This is a genomic window from Nitrincola iocasae, assembly GCF_008727795.1.
Classification (GTDB): Bacteria; Pseudomonadota; Gammaproteobacteria; order Pseudomonadales; family Balneatricaceae; genus Nitrincola; species Nitrincola iocasae.
This window is the reverse complement of record NZ_CP044222.1, coordinates 3,989,634-4,011,568: the sequence shown is the minus strand read 5'-3', so window position 1 is coordinate 4,011,568 and position 21,935 is coordinate 3,989,634. Positions and strand designations below refer to the sequence as shown.

Annotated in this window: 20 protein-coding genes; 16 read left to right on the top strand and 4 right to left on the bottom strand. The window is 48.8% G+C overall.

The window, feature by feature from the left end:
• Positions 1-14: 14 nt before the first annotated feature.
• The gene (locus tag F5I99_RS18510; RefSeq protein ID WP_151058629.1) at positions 15-1,502 is read right to left on the bottom strand and encodes a CoA-acylating methylmalonate-semialdehyde dehydrogenase; all 1,488 of its coding nucleotides are present in this window, start codon (positions 1,500-1,502) and stop codon (positions 15-17) included.
• A 24-nt stretch (positions 1,503-1,526) separates the two neighbouring features.
• Positions 1,527-2,861 carry an aspartate aminotransferase family protein gene (locus F5I99_RS18505; RefSeq protein ID WP_151058626.1) on the bottom strand — a complete coding sequence of 445 codons (1,335 nt, stop codon included), beginning with the start codon at positions 2,859-2,861 and terminating at the stop codon, positions 1,527-1,529.
• Between the two features lie 175 nt (positions 2,862-3,036).
• Here F5I99_RS18505 and F5I99_RS18500 point away from each other — a divergent pair, with 175 nt between their 5' ends.
• Positions 3,037-3,963 (top strand): LysR family transcriptional regulator, encoded by a 927-nt coding sequence (locus tag F5I99_RS18500; protein WP_151058624.1) that lies wholly within the window; start codon positions 3,037-3,039, stop codon positions 3,961-3,963.
• 57 nt (positions 3,964-4,020) lie between these two features.
• Complete coding sequence (gene lhgO / locus F5I99_RS18495; protein ID WP_151058622.1) at positions 4,021-5,217, top strand: L-2-hydroxyglutarate oxidase; 1,197 nt, start codon at positions 4,021-4,023, stop codon at positions 5,215-5,217.
• On the opposite strand, the gene F5I99_RS18490 is transcribed toward lhgO, so the two are convergent.
• On the bottom strand, positions 5,214-7,463 hold the full coding sequence (locus tag F5I99_RS18490) for a putative bifunctional diguanylate cyclase/phosphodiesterase (RefSeq protein ID WP_151058620.1): 2,250 nt from the start codon (positions 7,461-7,463) through the stop codon (positions 5,214-5,216). The two genes, lhgO and F5I99_RS18490, sit on opposite strands and share 4 nt — an antisense overlap.
• A 103-nt stretch (positions 7,464-7,566) precedes the next feature.
• On the opposite strand from F5I99_RS18490, the gene F5I99_RS18485 reads away from it, so the two are divergent.
• The 4 genes from F5I99_RS18485 (at position 7,567) to F5I99_RS18470 (ending at position 12,144) form a co-directional block, all read left to right on the top strand.
• Positions 7,567-8,463, top strand: a complete 897-nt coding sequence (locus F5I99_RS18485; RefSeq protein WP_151058618.1) for a DMT family transporter — start codon at positions 7,567-7,569, stop codon at positions 8,461-8,463.
• Positions 8,464-8,601: 138 nt separating this feature from the next.
• Positions 8,602-10,125 carry a cryptochrome/photolyase family protein gene (locus tag F5I99_RS18480; protein ID WP_151058616.1) on the top strand — a complete coding sequence of 508 codons (1,524 nt, stop codon included), beginning with the start codon at positions 8,602-8,604 and terminating at the stop codon, positions 10,123-10,125.
• Between the two features lie 123 nt (positions 10,126-10,248).
• Positions 10,249-11,577: an aspartate aminotransferase family protein gene (locus F5I99_RS18475; protein ID WP_151058614.1), complete on the top strand. Its 1,329-nt coding sequence runs from the start codon at positions 10,249-10,251 to the stop codon at positions 11,575-11,577.
• Positions 11,578-11,586: 9 nt separating this feature from the next.
• Positions 11,587-12,144 (top strand): carboxymuconolactone decarboxylase family protein, encoded by a 558-nt coding sequence (locus F5I99_RS18470; RefSeq protein ID WP_151058612.1) that lies wholly within the window; start codon positions 11,587-11,589, stop codon positions 12,142-12,144.
• Between the two features lie 78 nt (positions 12,145-12,222).
• On the opposite strand, the gene F5I99_RS18465 is transcribed toward F5I99_RS18470, so the two are convergent.
• A complete protein-coding gene (locus F5I99_RS18465; RefSeq protein WP_151058610.1) occupies positions 12,223-12,774 on the bottom strand; it encodes a copper chaperone PCu(A)C in 552 nt (183 codons plus the stop codon).
• Between the two features lie 570 nt (positions 12,775-13,344).
• On the opposite strand from F5I99_RS18465, the gene mnmG reads away from it, so the two are divergent.
• The 10 genes from mnmG (at position 13,345) to atpA (ending at position 21,933) form a co-directional block, all read left to right on the top strand.
• Positions 13,345-15,243, top strand: coding sequence for a tRNA uridine-5-carboxymethylaminomethyl(34) synthesis enzyme MnmG (gene mnmG / locus F5I99_RS18460; RefSeq protein ID WP_151059358.1), 1,899 nt, complete (start codon positions 13,345-13,347; stop codon positions 15,241-15,243).
• Entirely contained in the window at positions 15,240-15,863 is a 624-nt protein-coding gene (rsmG, locus tag F5I99_RS18455) for a 16S rRNA (guanine(527)-N(7))-methyltransferase RsmG (RefSeq protein WP_151058608.1), read from the top strand. The genes mnmG and rsmG overlap by 4 nt, the downstream gene beginning before the upstream one ends.
• A gap of 2 nt (positions 15,864-15,865) precedes the next feature.
• On the top strand, positions 15,866-16,681 hold the full coding sequence (locus F5I99_RS18450) for a ParA family protein (protein WP_151058606.1): 816 nt from the start codon (positions 15,866-15,868) through the stop codon (positions 16,679-16,681).
• Positions 16,681-17,580 (top strand): ParB/RepB/Spo0J family partition protein, encoded by a 900-nt coding sequence (locus F5I99_RS18445; RefSeq protein WP_151058604.1) that lies wholly within the window; start codon positions 16,681-16,683, stop codon positions 17,578-17,580. Before F5I99_RS18450 ends, F5I99_RS18445 begins: the two co-directional genes overlap by 1 nt.
• A gap of 119 nt (positions 17,581-17,699) precedes the next feature.
• Entirely contained in the window at positions 17,700-18,149 is a 450-nt protein-coding gene (locus F5I99_RS18440) for an ATP synthase subunit I (RefSeq protein WP_151058602.1), read from the top strand.
• A 16-nt stretch (positions 18,150-18,165) separates the two neighbouring features.
• Positions 18,166-18,984, top strand: coding sequence for a F0F1 ATP synthase subunit A (atpB, locus tag F5I99_RS18435; protein ID WP_151058600.1), 819 nt, complete (start codon positions 18,166-18,168; stop codon positions 18,982-18,984).
• 68 nt (positions 18,985-19,052) lie between these two features.
• Positions 19,053-19,277 (top strand): F0F1 ATP synthase subunit C, encoded by a 225-nt coding sequence (atpE, locus tag F5I99_RS18430; protein ID WP_151058599.1) that lies wholly within the window; start codon positions 19,053-19,055, stop codon positions 19,275-19,277.
• A 76-nt stretch (positions 19,278-19,353) separates the two neighbouring features.
• Entirely contained in the window at positions 19,354-19,824 is a 471-nt protein-coding gene (locus F5I99_RS18425; protein WP_151058597.1) for a F0F1 ATP synthase subunit B, read from the top strand.
• A gap of 9 nt (positions 19,825-19,833) precedes the next feature.
• Positions 19,834-20,373, top strand: a complete 540-nt coding sequence (locus F5I99_RS18420) for a F0F1 ATP synthase subunit delta (RefSeq protein ID WP_456093915.1) — start codon at positions 19,834-19,836, stop codon at positions 20,371-20,373.
• A gap of 15 nt (positions 20,374-20,388) precedes the next feature.
• On the top strand, positions 20,389-21,933 hold the full coding sequence (atpA, locus tag F5I99_RS18415) for a F0F1 ATP synthase subunit alpha (RefSeq protein ID WP_151058595.1): 1,545 nt from the start codon (positions 20,389-20,391) through the stop codon (positions 21,931-21,933).
• The last annotated feature ends 2 nt before the right edge of the window (positions 21,934-21,935 follow it).

Sequence of the window (21,935 nt, the reverse complement as noted above, 5' to 3'; positions counted from 1 at the left end):
GATCAGTGTTCAGTTCAGGACGGGAAGGAGAATTGCGCCCCTTCACGTACACCGGATGACGGCCAGCGCTGGGTAATGGTTTTACGGCGGGTGTAGAAACGCACCCCATCCGGACCATAGGCAAACAGATCCCCAAACAGTGAGCGTTTCCAGCCACCGAAGCTGTGATAAGACACAGGCACCGGCAGGGGCACGTTGATACCCACCATACCGACCTGGATGTTATCACTGAAATAGCGCGCTGCTTCACCGTCACGGGTGAACAGACAGGTACCGTTGCCATACTCATGCGCATCAATCAGATCCATTGCCGCCTGCATGGAGTCCACACGCACCACCACCAGTACCGGACCAAAGATTTCCTCTTCGTAGCAGCGCATACCCGCCTTGACCTGATCGATCAAGGTACCACCGACAAAGAAACCATCGGCATCATTCACAGCCGGGTTACGGCCATCCACCACGACTACAGCGCCTTCTTCTTCAGCACTGCGAATATAACCTTCCACCTTGGCTTTATGGGCTGCGGTGATCAATGGACCAAAGTCATTGCTGCTGTCGGAGTAAGCACCCACTTTCAGGCTCTGCATCCGCTGACGCAGCTTGGCTACCAGTGTATCCGCCGCTTCATCACCAACCGCCACAGCCACGGAGATCGCCATGCAGCGCTCGCCAGATGAACCAAAAGCCGCACCGGTCAAGGCTTCTACGGCGTTATCCATATCGGCATCTGGCATAACGATGGCGTGGTTTTTAGCACCGCCCAGCGCCTGACAACGTTTGCCATGCGCAGACGCGGTCTGATAGATATATTCAGCAATCGGTGTAGAGCCGACAAAACTGACCGCAGCGATATCAGCATGTGTCAGCAGGGCGTCCACCGCTTCCTTGTCACCATTGACCACATTCAATACACCGGCAGGCAAACCCGCTTCGTGCAGCAGCTGAGCAATAAACAAGGTGGAAGAGGGATCACGCTCTGACGGTTTAAGGATAAAACAGTTACCCGACACAATCGCCAGAGGATACATCCACAGCGGTACCATGGCCGGGAAGTTGAACGGCGTAATACCGGCCACGACACCCAACGGCTGCATTTCACTCCAGGAATCGATTCCCGGTCCAACATTTTTGCTGTGTTCACCCTTGAGCAGCTCCGGGGCATAGCAGGCATACTCGACATTCTCGATACCGCGCTGCAGTTCGCCCAGGGCATCATGTGAAATTTTGCCATGTTCCAGGCCGATCAGGCGAGCAATCTCATCCGCATTGGCTTCCAGCAGTTCCTTGAAACGAAACATCACCCGGGCGCGTTTGGCCGGTGGAGTGTTACGCCATGCAGGGAAGGCCGCTTTGGCACTGGCTATGGCCTGTTCAACCGTGGCTGTCGAGGCCAGCAGTACGTCGGCATGTGCCGACCCGGCCGAGGGGTTATATACAGGCTGGTGACGCCCTTCCGGGGTAACCAGTTCGCCATTAATCAGGTGTCCAATCGGGTTCATCAGTGTCTCACTTCTTTAATCAGGTTATTCGGTTTCGTTGATCGCATCGCCCAAGGCATTGATCAGTAAGTCTATTTCTTCTTTATCCACTGTAAAGGGCAGGCCGAGCTGAATGGTATCGCCGCCGTAACGGACATAAAAGCCTTTATCCCAACACTTCATCGCTATCTGATAAGGCCGCTTCAGCGGTTCACCCGGAGCCGGAGCAATAGTAAGGGCGCCCGCCAGACCATAGTTGCGAATATCAGTGATATGCTGAGTGCCTTTAAGACTGTGCAGTGCCTGCTCAAACACCGGCGCCATACTGGCCGAGCGCTCTATTAGTTGATCACTTTCCAGCAGATCCAGTGCGGCCAAGCCAGCCGCACAAGCCACCGGATGCGCCGAATAGGTATAACCATGTGGCAGTTCCAGCATATAGTCCAGACCACCCTGTTCCATAAAGGTAGTATAGATCTCTGAACGCACCACCACCGCGCCCATAGGCACAGCACCATTCGTCATCTGTTTGGCAATATTGAGTATATCCGGTTTGACGCCAAAAGCTTCTGCGCCGGTTTTACTGCCACAACGGCCAAACGCAGTGATGACTTCATCAAAGATTAACAGGATATTGTGCTGATCACAGATTTCACGCAGGCGCTGCAGGTAACCCACTGGCGGTGGAATCACACCGGCAGAACCGGCCATGGGTTCAACAATCACCGCCGCTACGTTGGAGGCATCATGCAGGGTAATCAGTTCCAGCAGTTCATTGGCCAGTTCGGCACCGGTTTTTGGCATACCCCGGGTAAAGGCGTTTTCTTTGAGAATCGTATGGGCCAGATGATCGGCTTCCACCGCCTGACCAAACAGCGCGCGGTTAGCACCGATACCGCCGACACTGATTCCGCCGAAATTCACCCCATGATAGCCCTTGATCCGCCCAATCAGACGGGTTTTAGACGGCATACCTTTTTTGCGCCAGTAGGCACGGGCAATTTTTAATGAGGTGTCGGCACTTTCTGAACCGGAACCGGTGAAAAACACATGGTCCAGGCCTTCTGGCATAAACTCCACCACCCGGTTTGCCAGTTGGAAGGCTTTCGGGTGACCAAACTGAAACGCCGGAGAGTAATCCAGCTGCTTCAGCTGCTGACTCACTGCTTCGGCAATTTCCGGACGGTTATGCCCGGCACCACAGCACCACAGGCCCGACAGACCATCGAAGATACGTCGACCTTCGGCATCGATGTAGTATTTGTCATCGGCGCCGACAATCATGCGCGGGTTGTCTTTGAACTGACGGTTGCCGGTATAGGGCATCCAATAGGCTTCTAACTGATCACGGCTCAAACCAGCGGCTTTGTTATCCGACATCTTGGCATCTCCAGGTGCCGGTACAGGTGTCCGACACAGCTACAGTATTGATAAGTGATTCCAGTGTGAGCCCGCCATTAGGTTTTTAAAATATTTATTTAGTTATCTTTACTTAACCTTTTAGTTAACTAAATAGTTGGCTAAACTAAAATCCTTTAACTGTTAAAGCATTAGCATGAAGACATTGAAACCCGCCTTATCTGGACAGATCGCCGACGCCGATATCCGCTTGTTACGGATTTTTCGTAACGTCGTTGAGCGCGGTGGTTTTGCGGCTGCAGAAGCCGACCTGAACATCAGTCGGGCCGCCATCAGTACCGCCATGGCCGATCTGGAGCAGCGCCTGTCATTACGCTTGTGCCAGCGTGGTCGCAGTGGCTTTTCGCTGACCGAGGAGGGCCGGGAGGTGTATGCCTACAGTCTGCAACTGTTGTCGGCATTGGAGGATTTTCGCACCCAGGTCAACAGCCTGCATGCACACTTAAAAGGGGAGTTGAATATCGGTATCACCGATAACCTGGTGACCATGCCGAAAATGTACATCACCGATGCTATCGGTGCTATCAAGGCTCGCGGCCCCGAGGTGATGATCAATATTCGTATGACGCCACCCGCCGAAATTGAGGTTGCAGTGCTGGATGGCCGTTTGCATCTGGGCGTAGTGCCCGTTATCAAGGCCTTGCCAGGGCTGAATTATCTACCGCTTTACAGCGAAACATCACAACTCTATTGCAGTCATTCGAATGCGCTATTCGGTAAAGAGGCTGTCACGGACGCTGAGCTCAGTCACATGGATGTGGTTGCCGCTGCCTACGCACAAACAGAAGAAGCGCTGAAGCATTACCAGTCACTCTATGTCAGCGCCACCGCCACAGATAGGGAAGGGATAGCTTTTCTGATTCTCACTGGCCGTTATCTGGGCTTTCTACCCACCCATTATGCCGAGCGTTGGGTCAAGGAAGGACGGATGCAGGCCATCGCACCCAGCCAACGCCAGTTCACCACAGATTTTGCTGCGATTACTCGCAAGGGCAAGCGCCCCAACCTGATTCTGGAAACCTATTTGGAGTTGTTGCAAAACACCATCCAGGCAAAGGATTGAGTCGGGCCAAAAAACACGCCACAATGATTTTTAGTTAATCAGATGAGGTTCATCAGGGTGTACGATTTCATCATTATCGGCGGCGGTATTCTCGGCATGTCCACAGCGATGCAGTTGCAACAGCGTTATCCGGACAAGCGGATTCTGCTGCTGGAAAAGGAATCCGGCCCAGCTCAGCATCAGACAGGCCACAACAGTGGTGTGATCCATGCCGGTGTTTACTACACACCCGGTAGTCTGAAAGCACGTTTTTGCCTCGAAGGTAATCGACGTATGAAAACCTTCTGTGATGAACACCAGGTGAAATATGACGTTTGTGGCAAACTGCTGGTTGCAACCAATGACCTGGAAATGCAGCGCATGCAGGCACTCTGGGAAAGAACCGAAGCCAATGGACTGGAACGTGAATGGCTATCAGCCGATGCGCTGCATGAGCGAGAGCCCAATATCACCGGTATCGGCGCCATTTTTGTACCCTCCAGCGGTATTGTGAATTATGCTCAGGTGACCCAGGCAATGGCACAGGTGTTTCTGCAGTTGGGTGGTGAAATTCGCTATGGTCACGCCGTTAATGCCCTAAAGGAAAGCCAACAGGAAGTGCTGGTTTCCACAGAGCAGGAAATCTTCACAACGCGTTACCTGATCAGCTGTTCCGGCCTGATGGCCGATCGTGTAGTACGCATGCTGGGGCTTAAGCCTCAGTTCACCATCTGTCCTTTCCGGGGAGAGTACTACCTACTCCCGCAACAGCATAACCAGATCGTAAACCATCTGATCTACCCGATTCCAGATCCATCCATGCCTTTTCTTGGCGTACACCTGACTCGCATGATCGACGGCACCACCACAGTCGGCCCCAATGCGGTACTGGCTCTAAAGCGCGAAGGCTATCGTAAAACCGACATATCACCACGCGACCTGCTGCAGATGTTCACTAATCCAGGCATCCTCAGAGTGTTAGCTAACAACCTGCGTCCTGGGCTGGTGGAAATGAAGAACTCGCTGTTCAAATCGGCTTACCTCCAAGAAGTACGCAAATACTGCCCCAGCATTACCCAGACAGATTTGACCCCCTATCCCGCCGGCGTCCGAGCGCAGGCTGTCAGCCGTGGCGGCAAACTGATCGATGATTTTCTGTTTATCAATACCCGTCGCAGCGTGAATGTCTGCAATGCACCATCACCGGCGGCAACCTCTTCCTTGCCAATTGGTGAGCATATTGTGGCACAGGTTGTGAGCTTGCTTGAGAACTAAAAACGCAATACCGGCAAGGCTTCACGTACCCAGCCAGGAAGCTCATTGGCAGGCATAGGGCGGGCAATGCCATATCCTTGCCCGTAAGTGCAACCCAGCGCCAGCAATTGACGACAATGTGCTGGCGTTTCAACTCCTTCGGCAATAGCGCGCAGATTAAATGCTTTGGCCAGGCTCAATATACCCCGGATAATTGACAGATCATCCGCATCTGCCAACATATCCCTGACAAAACCTTGGTCAATTTTCAAGCAATCAATCGGCAGGCGTTTCAGATAGGTCAGTGAAGAGTAGCCGGTACCAAAGTCATCCAGAGACAAACTGACCCCAAGTTCTCGGCAACGAGATAGAATGCCGGTAACCATTTCCATATCCTCCAATGCACTGGTCTCCAGTATTTCCAGTTCCAGTTGCCGAGCATCCACCTGTGGATAAGCTATTAGCGCGGCTTCCAACTGCTCAGCAAAATCGGAACGCTGTATTTGCTGAGCGGCAATATTGATACTCAGTGGACTGAAAAATCCTTGTAACTGCCAGCGCTGTAGCTGTGCCAGTGCCTCATGCAATACCCATTCACCCAGTTGTAACTCTAGTTCATGCCCTTCGGTGGCGGGTAAAAACGCAGCGGGTGACAGTAACCCTTGCTGTGGGTGACGCCAGCGAATCAATGCCTCTGCACCCTCATAAGTCAACGTTTGCATATTGATCTTAGGTTGGTAATAGAGCTCAAACTCACTGCACTGCAGCCCTTTGGATATAGCTTTCAGCGCTTGTTGTTTATGCCGCATTTGAGTTTCTAACTGAATATCGAACAGCTGATAACGGTCCTTGCCAGCTTGTTTGGCCAGATACATCGCCTGATCGGCATGGCGCATCAACTGATCCGGTTCTGCATCATCCAGCGGATAAATCGTCACCCCAATACTGGCAGAAATCCTGAAATTATGTCCTTCCAGTTGTACTAGTGTGGCAGCAGCATCGAGCAGCCGTTTCAATACAGGTTCACAGTCCTGTAGCTGGGTTAAACCACCCAATACCGCGACAAACTCATCACCCCCAATTCGCGCAAGGGTATCTTCCTCACGCAAAGTTTGATGCATCAATTCAGATAACTGTTGTAATAGCCTATCTCCCATAGCATGGCCATGGCTGTCATTTATCTGCTTGAAACCATCTAAATCCAGGTAAGCTACCGCCACCAGCTCTTCAGTACGACGGCTAATAGTGATCATATGATTGAGTCTGTCTGACAAGAGTATTCGATTGGGCAAGCCGGTCAGCGCATCATAATGGGCCAGTTTTTCTAAATCCTGCTGGGCTTTTTTCAGCGGGGTCAGGTCAACATCAACACAGTAGAGTTCTTTGTCACCTGCCAGGCTGGTATGCATGACGTGGCTGGAGAATACCCGCACACGCGTGCCATCCTTGCGCAACAGGGTCAGTTCATCTGAAGGAATTTCAGTATCCTGAAGTAACCAGCGCTCATGCGCTGCGATGACTACTTCACGGTCTTCCGGTGGAATAATCAGATCTTCCAGCCGACGCCCAAGCGCCTCCTCCTGAGAATAGCCATACAGCAACTCGCTGGCGTGGTTCCATAAAAATACCCGACGATTTACATCATAGCCCTGTACTGCAATGGCCGGAATTTTCTCAAATACATAGCGCAAACGGGCTTCACTGGCCTTAAGCAGGTCCTCGGTTCGTTTGTGTTCCAACGCATGGGTAAACATTTCACCGGTGATGCGTAGCAGATAAATATCATCTTCTGACCAGTCACGTTTAACATTCACCGCATCAATGCCGATAAATCCTACCAAGCGGGTATTAGATACCATGGGGACCGCCAGCATTGATTGAATACCCTGGTTAGCGAGTATTTCACGCTCAATACGACTGGCATCAGGAAGGGCCAACACATCCGCATAGTTGACTACCTGGTGCGCACGAATCAGCTGTACCATAGGATATTCATCTTGCAGTTCAATATGCTGTAATTGCTGTTTTTGTGACGAAATACCGGGTGCACACCACTCATGAGTATTGTCCACATAAGCATCATCCCGGATCAGAAACACATAGCTACGATCTGTACCCGTAAATTCAGCAATCCATTGCAAGCAGCGTTCGATTTCTGTATCCAGTGCAGAATAGGCACACACCACCACGGCTGACGATATTCGGCTGATCAGCCGTTCCAGTTCGAAGCGTTGCGCCAGTTGCGTGTCATTACAACCTGAGTACATCTACAACATACCACCCTTTATCAGTTGATTTATGCAGTATAGACGCTTAGCGTAGTCTGCCAGGTTTTGACACACTTATATTGACCATAGGTATTATTTTCACATGAAGGATCAGAAAAAAGCTGTACTGCTGGCATTAGGTGCAGTTGCCTGCTGGTCAACGGTGGCTACAGCCTTCAAGCTATCGCTGGACTATTTCTCTCCAGCTCAGTTGTTATGGGTTGCTACACTGACATCAGTGACTCTGCTACTAGGCATACTGACTGTCCAAGGTCGTTTGTCACAACTGCTACCTACATTGAGGCGGCATCCCGGTTTTTTTATACTGGCCGGGTTGATGAATCCGACACTTTATTATCTGGTATTATTTCAGGCCTATGATCGTCTGCCAGCGCAGCAGGCACAGACACTCAACTATACCTGGGCAATTACCCTGACCCTGCTGGCTGTGCCTTTTCTGGGACAATCCATCCGCCGTCAGGATTGGATTGCCATCGCGTTGGGCTATGCTGGTGCGATGGTCATCGCTACCCGGGGTAATCTGCTCAGCCTGCAATTCGATGACCCTATCGGGGTGGCACTGGCATTATTTTCGACCTTTATCTGGGCAGGTTACTGGATCCTCAACACGCGTAATCAAGCTGATCCACTGCTTTCTCTGACGCTGAGCTTCATGCTGGCGCTGCCGATGATTACACTGGCTACCATTCTACTGTCGGATTTTCATCTGGTTCACTGGCAAGGCTGGTTAGGCGCTATCTATGTCGGCATCTTTGAAATGGGTATTGCCTTTATTCTGTGGCTGATGGCGATGCGTTATGCCGAAAATACCGCGCGAATATCTAACCTGATTTTTATCTCACCCTTTGTCTCATTGATTTTTCTGCGATTTCTGGTTGGCGAGCAAATTTATCCGGCAACACTAGTCGGGTTGGTAATGATAGTGGTCGCTTTACTGATCCAACAGATAAAAAGTCAACATATTGAATTACATAAATAAATAAAACTTATACAAGATTACCCACCAAGTCTACAGATATTTAATACACTTTATATACAGAGTTATCCACAATTTCTGTAAATCTAAACAGAGCTGAAGCGCGTAACTTGGTATTAGTCCTCAAGCATCGAATACATTATGAAAGAACTACGACTGATTCTGGGTGATCAATTAAATGCGGCTCATAGCTGGTATAAACGCCTCGATGACCGAGTCATCTACCTTATCGCTGAGCTAACTCAGGAAACCAGCTATGTTGTTCACCATGTACAAAAGATCACTGGTTTTTTTATGGCTATGCAGCAGTTTGCCCAGGCATTGCAACAAGCGGGTCATCAGGTTGACTACCTGACTCTGAATGAAACAGCCCAGTTCAAAGATCTGCCCGACCTACTTGCCAACCGTATAGCCCTGCATAACATCACCCAGTTTAGTTACCAGGCACCCGATGAATACCGCCTGGATAAACAACTCAGTCAGTTTGCTGCATCATTAAACATTCCAGTAACTATGGTTGATACCGAACATTTTTTAACCTCGCGTGATGCCTGGAATAGCTTACCACACAGTCGGATGGAGTTTTTTTACCGGCATTTACGTAAAACCCATAATGTTTTGATGGATAGTGAAGGTAAACCCTTGGGAGGACGCTGGAACTTTGACAGTGAAAACCGTAATCGTTTGCCTGATAACATCGGCATACCGGAGCCATTGCTGTTCAGTGAAGATGTTTCTGCAATCTATGCACGACTGCAACACCACCAGGTTAAAACACTGGGAAGCCTGGATCCGCATCACTTTATATGGCCGGTTAACCGCCAACAGGCACGACAATTATTACAGCATTTTTTACATCAGTGTTTACCCCACTTCGGTCAGTACCAGGATGCCATGACAGAACGTGGCTGGAGCCTGTTTCACAGTCGACTGTCATTTTGCCTGAATACGAAAATGCTGCAGCCAATCGAAGTGATTCGTGCGGCTGAAAACCACTGGCAAGCACATCAACAAGACATATCACTGGCACAAATAGAGGGTTTTATTCGTCAGATATTGGGGTGGCGGGAATATGTACGAGCGCTTTATTGGGCACATATGCCTGACTATGCAAACCAAAACTATTTATCTGCCAAACGAGCTTTACCCGATTTTTACTGGACAGGACAAACCCGCATGCAGTGCATGGCTCATGCGATTACCCAATCACTTGAGCAGGCCTATGCGCACCATATTCAACGCTTAATGGTCACTGGAAATTTCGCCTTACTTGCCGGGCTCCATCCCGATGCAGTAGATCACTGGTATCTGGGAATCTATATGGATGCTATAGAGTGGGTTGAAATGCCTAATACTCGAGGCATGAGTTTGTTTGCTGATGGCGGTCTGATCGCCAGCAAACCCTATGCTGCTTCAGGTAACTACCTGAATAAGATGAGTCACTATTGTAAAAAGTGCCACTATGATGTCAAACGTCGCTCAGGTTCGAGCAGTTGTCCCTTCAACAGTCTATATTGGCACTTTATTCATAAACATGCGGATAAATTCAGCACTAATCCGCGTATGACGATGGTGTATCGTAACTGGCAAAAATTTAATGAAGTAGAACAGCAATCTATTCTGAATACCGCCGAAAAAAACTTGAAAAACATACAAAAACTCTAATGAATCCAGTCGTGCGGCCTGAAAATTTGACCTATACTTTCGGCTTGCGTTAATTACTATTTTTTGCCAGTTTTCCTTACTAAAGGTTAATGGTACTCACCCTAATTGTTTCAAGGATGTGTCATGAGCCATGTATTGCATCGCAGTTTGCTTCAGAGTTACCCCACCGCGGTAAAAGGTGATGGAGTGTACATTATTGATGCTGACAATAAGCGTTACCTCGATGCCTGTGGCGGTGCCGCTGTCTCCTGTCTGGGCCACAGTGATACCAGCGTAATAGCGGCAATTAAAAATCAGGTTGACTCTATTGCTTACGCACACAGCTCCTTCTTTACCACAGAGCCAATGGAACAACTGGCTGATTTTCTGGCTGAACGCGCTCCAGGCTCACTCAATTCAGTGTACTTTGTTTCTGGTGGCTCAGAAGCGGTGGAATCAGCACTGAAACTAGCCCGCCAGTTTTTTGTAGAAAAAGGCGAGCCACAGCGTAAACATATCATTGCCCGACGTCAGAGCTACCATGGTAATACCCTCGGTGCTTTGGCAACCGGCGGAAACCTCTGGCGGCGTCAGCAGTTTGAACCCCTGTTAATCAATATTCACCATCTGAGCCCTTGTTATGCCTATCGCGAACAACTGAGTGACGAGACTGACACTGATTTTGTCCAGCGTCTGGGCAATGAGCTGGAAGAGAAGATTGCTGAACTCGGTGGCGAAAATATTATGGCCTTTATTGCCGAACCGGTTGTCGGTGCTACCCTGGGTGCGGTACCAGCGGTTGCTGGTTACTTCAAACGTATGCGCGACATCTGTTCACGTCATGGTATTTTACTAATTGCCGATGAAGTAATGTGTGGCATGGGACGCACCGGGGCTTTATTTGCCAGTGCTCAGGAAGGCATAGAACCTGATCTTATCTGTATAGCCAAAGGCCTGGGTGGCGGTTATCAGCCTATCGGTGCCACACTGGTCAGTGAAGATATTATTGCTACATTACGTAATGGCTCCGGATTTTTTCAGCATGGCCATACCTATATAGGTCATGCCACAGCCTGTGCTGCTGCTTTGGCGGTTCAACAGCGTATAGAGTCTGATCATTTACTCGATAATGTAACCCTGATGGGCGAAAAACTTCAGCAGGCCCTTATTCAGGCACTTGGCGATCATCCGCATGTTGGTGATATTCGCGGACGTGGTTTGTTCCGAGGTATAGAACTGGTCAAAGACCGGGAAAGCAAAGCCCCTTTTGATACATCACTGAAACTGCATGCCAAAATCAAAGCGACTGCCATGCAGCAAGGGCTGATGTGTTACCCCATGGGTGGAACACTTAATGGTAAAGATGGCGACCACATACTGTTGGCACCGCCATATATTATTACCGAAGCACATATCGCTGAAATAATCGATAAGCTAAGCCGGTCTATCGATCTGGTCCTGAACAAGGTTTAAGGAAAAACGATGCAATCACGTTTAACAGAATTAACTTCTGAAAATACCACTCCCGAGCAACAATGTGTGCTAAACAGCATTCTACAGGGCCCCAGAGGCAATCTGGATGGCCCTTTTCTAGCCTGGGTACACAGTCCTGAACTGGCTGATCATGCCCAGAAACTCGGAGCTTACTGCCGTTATCATACCCGTATTCCACTTAGACTCAGTGAGTTGGCTATTCTGACAACCGCCGCCTGCTGGCAATCTCAGGCCGAATGGCAGATACATGAACCTATTGCACATCAGGCCGGTATAAATAGCCAAGTCACTGAAGCAATACGCCTGGGAGAAGAACCTGTATTTGCCGATACAGAAGAAGCTTTGGTCTATCAGATCACCCGGACACTCTATAGCACAAAACGGATTCCAGACTCACTTTATCAGCAAGCAGTGTCCAAGTGGGGAGAAGCGGCATTAGTCGACCTGATCGGTATTCTGGGTTATTACAGCCTGGTGGCGATGACACTGAATGTTTTCGAGGTTAAACGTGACACTGGTCAACCACTACCCTTTTCACAACCCTGATTTAAGCTGATAAACAGCTGAAAATGGCACCCTGAACCTGGTTATTCAGGGTGCCAGTAGACAATCCAAATATGCCAGTTAACGGATCAAGGGATCCGTCATAACCCCTTCATCCAAACCCTCTGAACGTCGTGGTGAAAGTCCTTGTTGCATGGGATCAGTACGCAGATTTTCCAACATACGATCACCACTCACAGCTACTGAACGTACCTGAACCCGAACTGTCTGCGACTCACCCTCATCAAACATCAGATTTATGTTGAAGCGACTACCGGCACGTAAAGGTTCATTAATTCCGTCCAGTAGTAGATATAAACCGGAGTTATCCATATTAATCGGTACACCACTGGGTAGAGCCACAGCACTGATATCAGTGACCTGAGCTACATCTGCAACCGTTTCCATACTTTGAATCAATACCTGATCAGCAACGTCGGTTGATACTGATAACAACTGACGTTGCTTAGCGGATAAGTTAGTGATCGTCATATAAACCGGAGCACTATCCAGCTCAGGAACTGCAAAATAGGGGCTCCAGGCACTGTCCACATAAATTTTTTCAGCCATAGCATGAGCAGAAAAGCACAGACTAACCAGTAATATGGCTCCAAAACGAACAATACTCATCATTTACTCTCCTTATTTGTTAAGGGATTACCCCTACTCAACAACCAGTGTAACTTAGTTTTCCACTGACCCAAAGCTATTTTAATCCCTTGTTTTCAGTGTAATTGTGGATAAAAGCACAGCTTAAACACAGGTTATTACTATTTTTACCACCAACAGGGCCTGAAAAAATACTTATCCACTTTTACTTGTGTGTAATATGTATAATTAACCGGTAACAACCTTGGCATAAAACTGTGCATAACTTCACCTGTGGGTAAGTAGCACTTTTATTCACAGCTGCTCAACATCCGCAACACATCTTCAAGTGCCCTGAAGTAACAGAGTTAACCATAAGCTAACACCATGAAAAATAATAAGTTTACCTGCTTCTACACAGAAAAATAGCTCAGTTACTATAAACACAACAATAAGCTTTTCTTCTTAAAAGACTTTATTTAATTAATATCAAACCTGCTTACACACACTGATCATTTTTTGACCATTCCTTATCGGCGTTCAGAAGGCTATACTTAGCCCCCTTGAAATAACTGCCTGCCAATCAGGCTCAATTGTTAACGGTGATAACGAATGCTGGATTACCCGGATCACTTTGATGTCATTGTCATCGGTGGTGGTCATGCCGGTACCGAAGCGGCACTGGCTTCGGCACGTATGGGTGTAAAAACACTATTGCTGACCCATAACATCGAAACACTCGGACAGATGTCCTGTAACCCCGCTATAGGGGGAATTGGAAAAAGTCATTTGGTTAAAGAGATTGATGCTCTCGATGGTGCGATGGCCCGTGCCACAGACCTGGGTGGTATTCAGTTCCGTACCTTGAATGCGCGCAAAGGACCTGCCGTGCGGGCTACCCGTGCTCAGGCAGACCGTATTCTATACAAAGCAGCGGTTCGTAATATTTTGGAAAATCAGCCACATTTGCAGATTTTTCAACAAGCCGCTGATGATCTGATTATCAAGGGCGAAAAAGTGGCTGGCGTAGTTACCCAGAGTGGCATACGTTTTCAGGCAAAAACCGTGGTACTAACCGCTGGGACATTTCTTGGAGGTGTAATTCATATTGGTCTGGAACATTATCAAGGGGGTCGGGCCGGAGATCCTCCAGCCATTGCACTTGCGCGGCGTTTACGCGAAATGCCATTTCGGGTTGAACGCTTAAAAACCGGCACCCCGCCTCGCATTGATGCCCGTAGTGTCGATTTTTCGGTAATGCAGGCACAGCCTGGCGATACGCCCACGCCCGTTATGTCGTATATGGGCAATGTTACTGATCACCCGCAACAAGTGAGCTGTCATATTACTTACACCAATGCACAGACTCATGAAATTATACGTGGCGGATTGGATCGTTCCCCTATGTACAGTGGGGTAATCGAAGGTATTGGCCCGCGATACTGCCCATCTATCGAAGACAAAATTCATCGTTTTGCCGATAAGGATCAGCATCAGATTTTTGTGGAACCGGAAGGACTGACAACGCATGAACTCTACCCTAACGGCATATCTACCAGCTTGCCCTTTGATGTACAGCTGAATCTGGTTCGTTCGATCAAGGGCTTTGAAAATGCGCATATCACCCGACCGGGCTATGCCATTGAATATGATTATTTCAATCCTCAGGATCTCAAACACACTCTGGAAACCCGTTTTATATCCGGGCTGTATTTTGCCGGACAGATCAATGGCACTACCGGTTATGAAGAAGCCGGTGCCCAAGGGTTGCTGGCCGGAATGAATGCGGCGTTACAGGTTCAGGAAAAAGCCCAGTGGTACCCACGTCGGGATGAAGCCTACCTGGGGGTTTTGGTCGATGATCTTATTACTCATGGTACTTCTGAACCCTATCGCATGTTTACCAGTCGGGCTGAATACCGTCTGGTGTTACGTGAAGATAATGCCGATATGCGCCTGACTGAAAAAGGTCGCGAACTGGGACTGGTATCAGATGAGCGCTGGCAGGCCTTTGATCGAAAACGTGAAGCGGTTGAACAGGAAAAACAGCGTCTAGAAACCACCTATATTCAGCCAAATTCACCCGAATCAGCAAAGTTAGCTGAAAAATTAACTAAACCACTGAGTCGTGAATACAGTCTGGCTGATCTGATCCGTCGTCCTGAGCTGGGCTATGTCGATCTGTGTGAACTCCGCGGTGAAGGGGTTACCGATCCGGCTGTGGCTGAACAGGTTGAGGTAGCGTTTAAATATGCCGGTTATATCGAGCGTCAGCGCGGTGAAATAGAGCAGATGCGCAAACAGGAGAATACCCCGCTGCCTGCCGATCTGGATTATGTACAAGTTGGGGGCTTGTCGAACGAACTGCGCAGTAAACTGGAAGCAGTTAAGCCGGTGAGTATTGCCCAGGCAGCCCGCATTCAGGGGATGACACCGGCGGCAATCTCTTTGCTGCTGGTGCATCTGAAAAAACGTCAGTTGGCCGAAAAACAGGCTCGGACTGCGGCACTATGAGTGATTATCGAAAGCAACTGGATGGACTGCTGACACAGATGGGCATCGATATCAGCGATGCTCAGGCCAATCAGTTAATTGCTTATCTTGAACTGCTGATCAAGTGGAACAAGGCCTACAACCTGACCGCTGTCAGATCGCCTGAGGCGATGATCAGCCGGCATTTGGCCGACAGTCTCAGCGTCCTGGCGCATGTCAGTGGTGAGCGCATCATTGATGTAGGCAGCGGTCCAGGTTTACCCGGAATTCCCCTGGCAATCTGTAAACCTGATTGCGCGGTAACCACGATTGATAGCAACGGCAAGAAAACCCGTTTCCAGCAACAGGTTAAAGCCGAACTGGGACTGAATAATCTGACAGTCGTTCAAGGTCGCGTAGAAGCCTATCAACCAGTGCCATTTGATGTGGTAATTTCCAGGGCTTTCGCGTCGCTGAACGATATGCTCGACTGGACAGCGCATCTTTGTGCAGACAAGGGTATTTTTCTTGCCATGAAAGGACTGTATCCTGAACAGGAAATCAGCACACTTCGTGAAGGGTTTAGTTTGCAGTCTACCCATGTTTTAACTGTTCCGGGGTGCGATGCTGAACGACATCTGCTGATACTAGGGAGAGCCTGAAGGTGGCGAAGATTCTCACGATTACCAACCAAAAAGGTGGTGTCGGTAAAACCACAACCTGTGTAAACCTGGCAGCATCGCTGGCGGCTACCAAAAAACGGGTGTTGCTGATTGACCTGGATCCCCAGGGCAATGCGACCATGGGCAGTGGGGTCGACAAGCATGAACTTGAGGGTTCATCTTATGAGTTATTGATCGGTGACATGACCGCTGAGCAGTGCATCCTATCCGGACTACCCTGTGGTTTCGATATTATTGGTGCTAATGGCGATCTTACCGCAGCTGAAGTGGAACTACTGCAACTGCCACGACGTGAATTTCGCCTGAAAATGGCCCTCATGCCCCTGCATGAACGTTACGATTATATTTTGCTGGATAATCCACCGTCGTTGAATCTATTGACCGTCAATGCCCTGTCAGCCTCGGCTGGCGTATTGATTCCGATGCAATGTGAATATTATGCCCTTGAAGGGATCAGTGCGTTGATCGGCACTATCGACAAAATACACAAACGCCTGAACCCGGAACTCAAGATTGAAGGGATACTGCGAACCATGTTTGACCCGCGCATGAGTCTGACCAAGGATGTCTCTGTGCATCTGGTGGAGTACTTTGGTGACAAGGTCTATCGTACCGTGATTCCACGCAATGTACGTTTGGCTGAAGCGCCCAGTCATGGTTTACCGGTACTGCAATATGATAAAAGTTCCCGTGGAGCCCTGGCGTATTTAGCTCTGGCCGGTGAATTGATCCGACGTACTGAAGCCGAATTAAAACAATCGATAGCGCAACAACCTGACACACAGGAAGCCGAATAATGGTGGTAAAAAAACGCGGTTTGGGAAGAGGCCTGGATGCCTTATTATCCGGGATGTCAGAAGAACAGCAATCACCTCTGCACGAGGCAGCGGAGCCCTTGTCCTCCCGGGGTGAACTGCAACATATGGATCTGAACCGGATTGAACGGGGCCGCTATCAGCCACGTCGGGATATGGAACCTCAGGCCCTGGAAGAACTGGCTGAATCTATTCGCGCGCAAGGGGTAATGCAACCGATCGTGGTGCGCCCTGCTGCCAATGGCAACTATGAAATTATTGCCGGTGAACGTCGCTGGCGCGCTACACAAATGGCTGGGCTGAGTACGATTCCGGTTATTATCCGTGATGTGCCCGATGAAGCCGCTATTGCCATGGCGCTAATTGAGAATATCCAGCGCGAAAATCTTAATCCCATTGAAGAAGCCATTGCGCTGAGCCGTTTACAACGTGAGTTTGAGCTAACACAACAACAAGTAGCTGATGCGGTGGGTAAATCCCGATCTGCCATTGCTAATTTATTACGCTTGATGAATTTGACTGATGAGGTCAAGAAACTACTCGAATATGGCGATCTGGAAATGGGGCATGCACGCGCCCTGTTGGGCCTGGAGGCTGATCTACAGATAGACGCCGCGGGTCAGGTAGTGGCAAAAGCACTTTCTGTCAGAGAAACCGAGTTGCTGGTGAAAAAAATTCAATCGGGTGAAGTTCAGAAAAAGCCAGTTCCTCCTGTGCAGAGTGAATCCTTGAAAGATATATCCAATCAACTATCGCGCTTTTTTTCGGCACCAGTGAAGGTTTCTTCTACTGCGCAAGGAAAAGGAAAAATCAGCATTAGTTTCAACTCACAAGAGCAGCTTGATGCAATTTTGACACAATTGGAAAAACCGGTTGATTAAATATCATACAGATGCAAACTAGTAATACCTTAGTACCAGAGAAGCGTTATATCTGTTGAGTCATAAGGCTTAAACCCCTATAATCCCCCGGACTTAACATCAGGCTGCAATTGGATAGAATGAAATCGGATCAGGAGAAGCGTTTAGAATCTGCTGGTTTAGCAAGTGGTTCAGGCCGGGATAAGCAGCGTCAACGCTTTGCCGCCGTCTACTTCAGAATTTTCATGTTGCAGTTGGCACTCACATGTGTGCTAGCCTTAGTCCTGATGTTTAAAGATTTTGTGACAGCCTATTCGGCCTTTATCGGGGGGCTACTGTATTTACTCCCGGCAGGCTGGTTTTCACTCAGAGTATTGATAAAAAACAAAGCGCAAACGCCACGGGAAATACTGGCCAACGTTTATATGAGTGAAGCCGGAAAGGTTATGTTGGCTGTGGCACTGTTCAGTCTGGTGTTTGTATTGGTTGAACCGCTGAATGCCGCTGCGCTGTTTGTAACTTATATCCTGTTGCAGGTAACCAGTTGGTACCTGCAATTGAAACTGAATCATCGATTTCTGAAACTTTGACTGAGAGAAGCTGAGAATGGCAAGCGAAAACCCTACATCCTCAGAATACATATCCCATCACCTGAGTAATCTGACTTTTGGTAATCACCCCGTGGAAGGCTGGGGATTTGCCGGTGGTCAGAAAGCTGCGGAAATGGGATTCTGGGCGATCCACGTCGATACCATGTTTTTTTCGATTGTAACCGGTGTGTTCTTCATCTGGTTGTTCAAAAAAGTGGCTTCATCTGCTGTAAGCGGTGTGCCGGGAAATCTGCAAAACTTCGTTGAAGTGGTTGTGGAGTTTGTGGATGATAATGTTCAAAGCATTTTCCACCATAAAAATCCCGTCATAGCCCCGTTGGCATTAACTGTATTTGTCTGGATATTCCTGATGAATCTGTTAAAGCTGATTCCAGTTGACTTCATACCTTACATCGCCAGTGAAATGGGTATTTCCTACTGGAAAATTGTTCCTACGGCAGACATTAATGCTACGTTGGGAATGAGTTTCAGTGTGTTTGCTCTGATTATCTACTACAGCATCAAGATGAAAGGTGTCAGTGGATTTATGGCTGAGTTATCTTTCCAGCCATTAGGCAAATATCTACTGCCATTCAACCTGTTTCTGGAAATTGTAGGCCTGCTGGCTAAGCCAGTATCACTTGGTTTACGTTTGTTCGGAAACATGTATGCTGGCGAGATCATTTTTATTCTGATTGCTATGCTTCCTTTCTGGATTCAGTGGGTACTGTCAGTACCTTGGGCAATCTTTCATATTCTGGTTATTGTATTGCAAGCGTTCATATTCATGGTACTGACTGTCGTCTACTTGGCGATGGCGCATGAAGATCATTGATGCAAAACCGGATATAGCGATACTTTTTTTAAACTTAACTTAAACCTTTGAAATGTTGGAGAGAGAAAATGGCTGAACTGCTATTTATTGCTGCTGCACTGATGCTTGGCCTGGGTGCGATTGGTGGTGCAATCGGCGTAGGTCTGCTCGGTGGTAAATTCCTGGAAGGTGCTGCTCGTCAGCCTGAACTGGTTCCTTTACTACGTACACAGTTCTTTATCGTAATGGGTCTGGTTGACGCGATCCCAATGATCAGCGTTGGTATGGCTCTATATACCATGTTCGCAGTTTAATTAAGCGTTCATATGAACTGCTTAGGCAAATCCGAATGGATTGCTAACTTAATTAATAACTGCGGGAGGTAATGGCGTGAATATCAATCTCACCATAATTGGTCAGGCCATTGCATTCTTCATCTTTGTTGTATTTTGCATGAACTATGTGTGGCCACCAATTACGGCTGCACTGGCAGAACGAAAGAAGAAGATTGCCGAAGGTTTGGATGCAGCTGACCGTGCTGAACGTGATCTGAGACTTGCTCAAGAGCGAGCCGCTGACGATCTACGTGAAGGCAAGGAAAAAGCCGCTGCCATCATTGAACAGGCCAACAAACGCGCTACCCTGATGATTGAAGAAGCAAAAGAGCAGGCTCGTGAAGAAGCCAACCGTGTTAAAGCGGCTGCTCAGGCTGAACTGGAACAGGAAGTAAACCGTGCAAGAGAAGTTCTTCGCGCACAGGTTTCTGTTCTGGCGATTGCTGGTGCTGAAAAGATTCTGGAAGCCTCTGTTGACCAAAAAGCACATGCTAAGCTGGTTGAAAAACTAGCCGCTGAGCTTTAAGCGAGGTTTATGATGGCTGAACTCAACACAATCGCTCGGCCTTATACCAAAGCAGCGTTCGACTATGCGCTGGATAAGGGCGACCTCGATCAGTGGTCAGACATATTGGCATTTGCGGCTCTGATCGTGAATGACAGTGAAATGAAGCGAGTTCTTGGAACGCCTTCACTGAGCCCGGAGCAAAAAGCAGAACTGATCGTATCGGTCTGCGATAAGACAATGAACGACGGCGCGAAGAATTTCATCTATCTTCTTGCCGAAAATCAGCGTCTGATTTTGCTTCCCAAGATATCAGCACAGTTTGATCAGTTTAAAGCCGATCTTGAAAAGTCAGTAGATGTTGATCTGACTACAGCGTTTGAACTGGACCAGAAACTGGTTGATAAACTGGCTCAGGCACTGCGCTCCAAACTGGGACGTGAAGTGAAAATGACCTCGACGGTGGATCAGTCCATCATCGGCGGCGTAATCCTTCGCGCAAACGACCTTGTGATCGACGGTTCGGTTCGTGCACGACTGACGAAACTGGCCGAAGCGATGAATTCCTGAGTATGGGGAATAACAATGCAGCAACTGAATCCATCTGAGATCAGCGAGATTCTCAAGAAGCGCATCGAAAAACTCGACGTGTCTTCTGAAGCCCGTAATGAGGGCACAATCGTAAGTGTATCTGATGGTATTATCCTGATTCACGGTCTGGCCGACGTAATGTACGGTGAAATGATCGAGTTTCCAGGTGGTATCTACGGTATGGCTCTTAACCTTGAGCGCGACTCTGTCGGCGCCGTGGTTCTGGGCGATTATCAAAATCTGGTAGAGGGCATGATTGCTCGCTGCACAGGCCGAATCCTGGAAGTACCAGTCGGTCCTGAACTGCTCGGTCGCGTTGTTGACGCACTGGGTAATCCGGTCGATGGCAAGGGTCCAATTGACGCCAAATTAAGCCAGCCGGTCGAAAAAGTGGCACCCGGTGTTATCGAGCGTCAATCGGTAGATCAGCCTGTTCAGACAGGTTTGAAAGCGATCGACGCCATGGTACCTATCGGTCGTGGTCAGCGTGAGTTGATCATCGGTGACCGCCAGATTGGTAAGTCAGCGATCGCAATCGATGCGATCATCAACCAGAAAGGTACCGGCATCAAGTGTATCTACGTAGCGATCGGACAGAAACAGTCCACCATTGCTAACGTGGTGCGTAAGCTTGAAGAGCATGGTGCGATGGATCACACCATCGTCGTAGCTGCTGGTGCAGCTGACCCGGCTTCCATGTTGTTCTTGGCACCTTATTCTGGTTGCTCCATGGGTGAATACTTCCGTGACCGCGGTGAAGATGCGCTGATCATTTATGATGATCTGACCAAGCAGGCCTGGGCTTATCGCCAGATCTCCCTGCTGTTGCGTCGCCCACCAGGCCGTGAAGCCTACCCTGGTGACGTGTTCTATCTTCACTCTCGTCTGCTTGAGCGTGCTGCTCGTGTAAACGTAGATTATGTTGAGAAGTACACCAAGGGTGAAGTTAAAGGTAAAACCGGTTCATTGACAGCGCTGCCTGTAATCGAGACCCAGGGTGGAGACGTTTCGGCGTTCGTTCCAACCAACGTTATCTCGATCACTGATGGTCAGATCTTCCTTGAATCCGACCTGTTCAACTCAGGTATCCGTCCAGCGATCAACGCCGGTCTGTCTGTATCCCGTGTAGGTGGTGCAGCCCAGACTAAAATCATCAAGAAATTGGGTGGTGGTGTGCGTCTGGCTCTGGCGCAGTATCGTGAGCTCGCGGCTTTCGCGCAGTTTGCTTCTGACTTGGATGACACGACACGTGCTCAGCTTGAGCATGGTCAGCGCGTTACCGAGCTGATGAAGCAGGCACAATATTCTCCGATGTCTGTCGCTGAGATGGGTCTGAGTCTATACGCTGCCAACGAAGGCTTCCTGAAAGATGTAGAACTGAACAAAATCGGTGCTTTTGAAACTGCGCTGATCGGCTTCTTCAACAGCGAATTTGCTGACCTGATGAAGTCAATCAATGAATCCGGCGATTATAACGACGAGATTGCAGCGAAGTTGAAAGCCGGCATCGAGAAGTTCAAATCTACCCAGACTTGGTAATT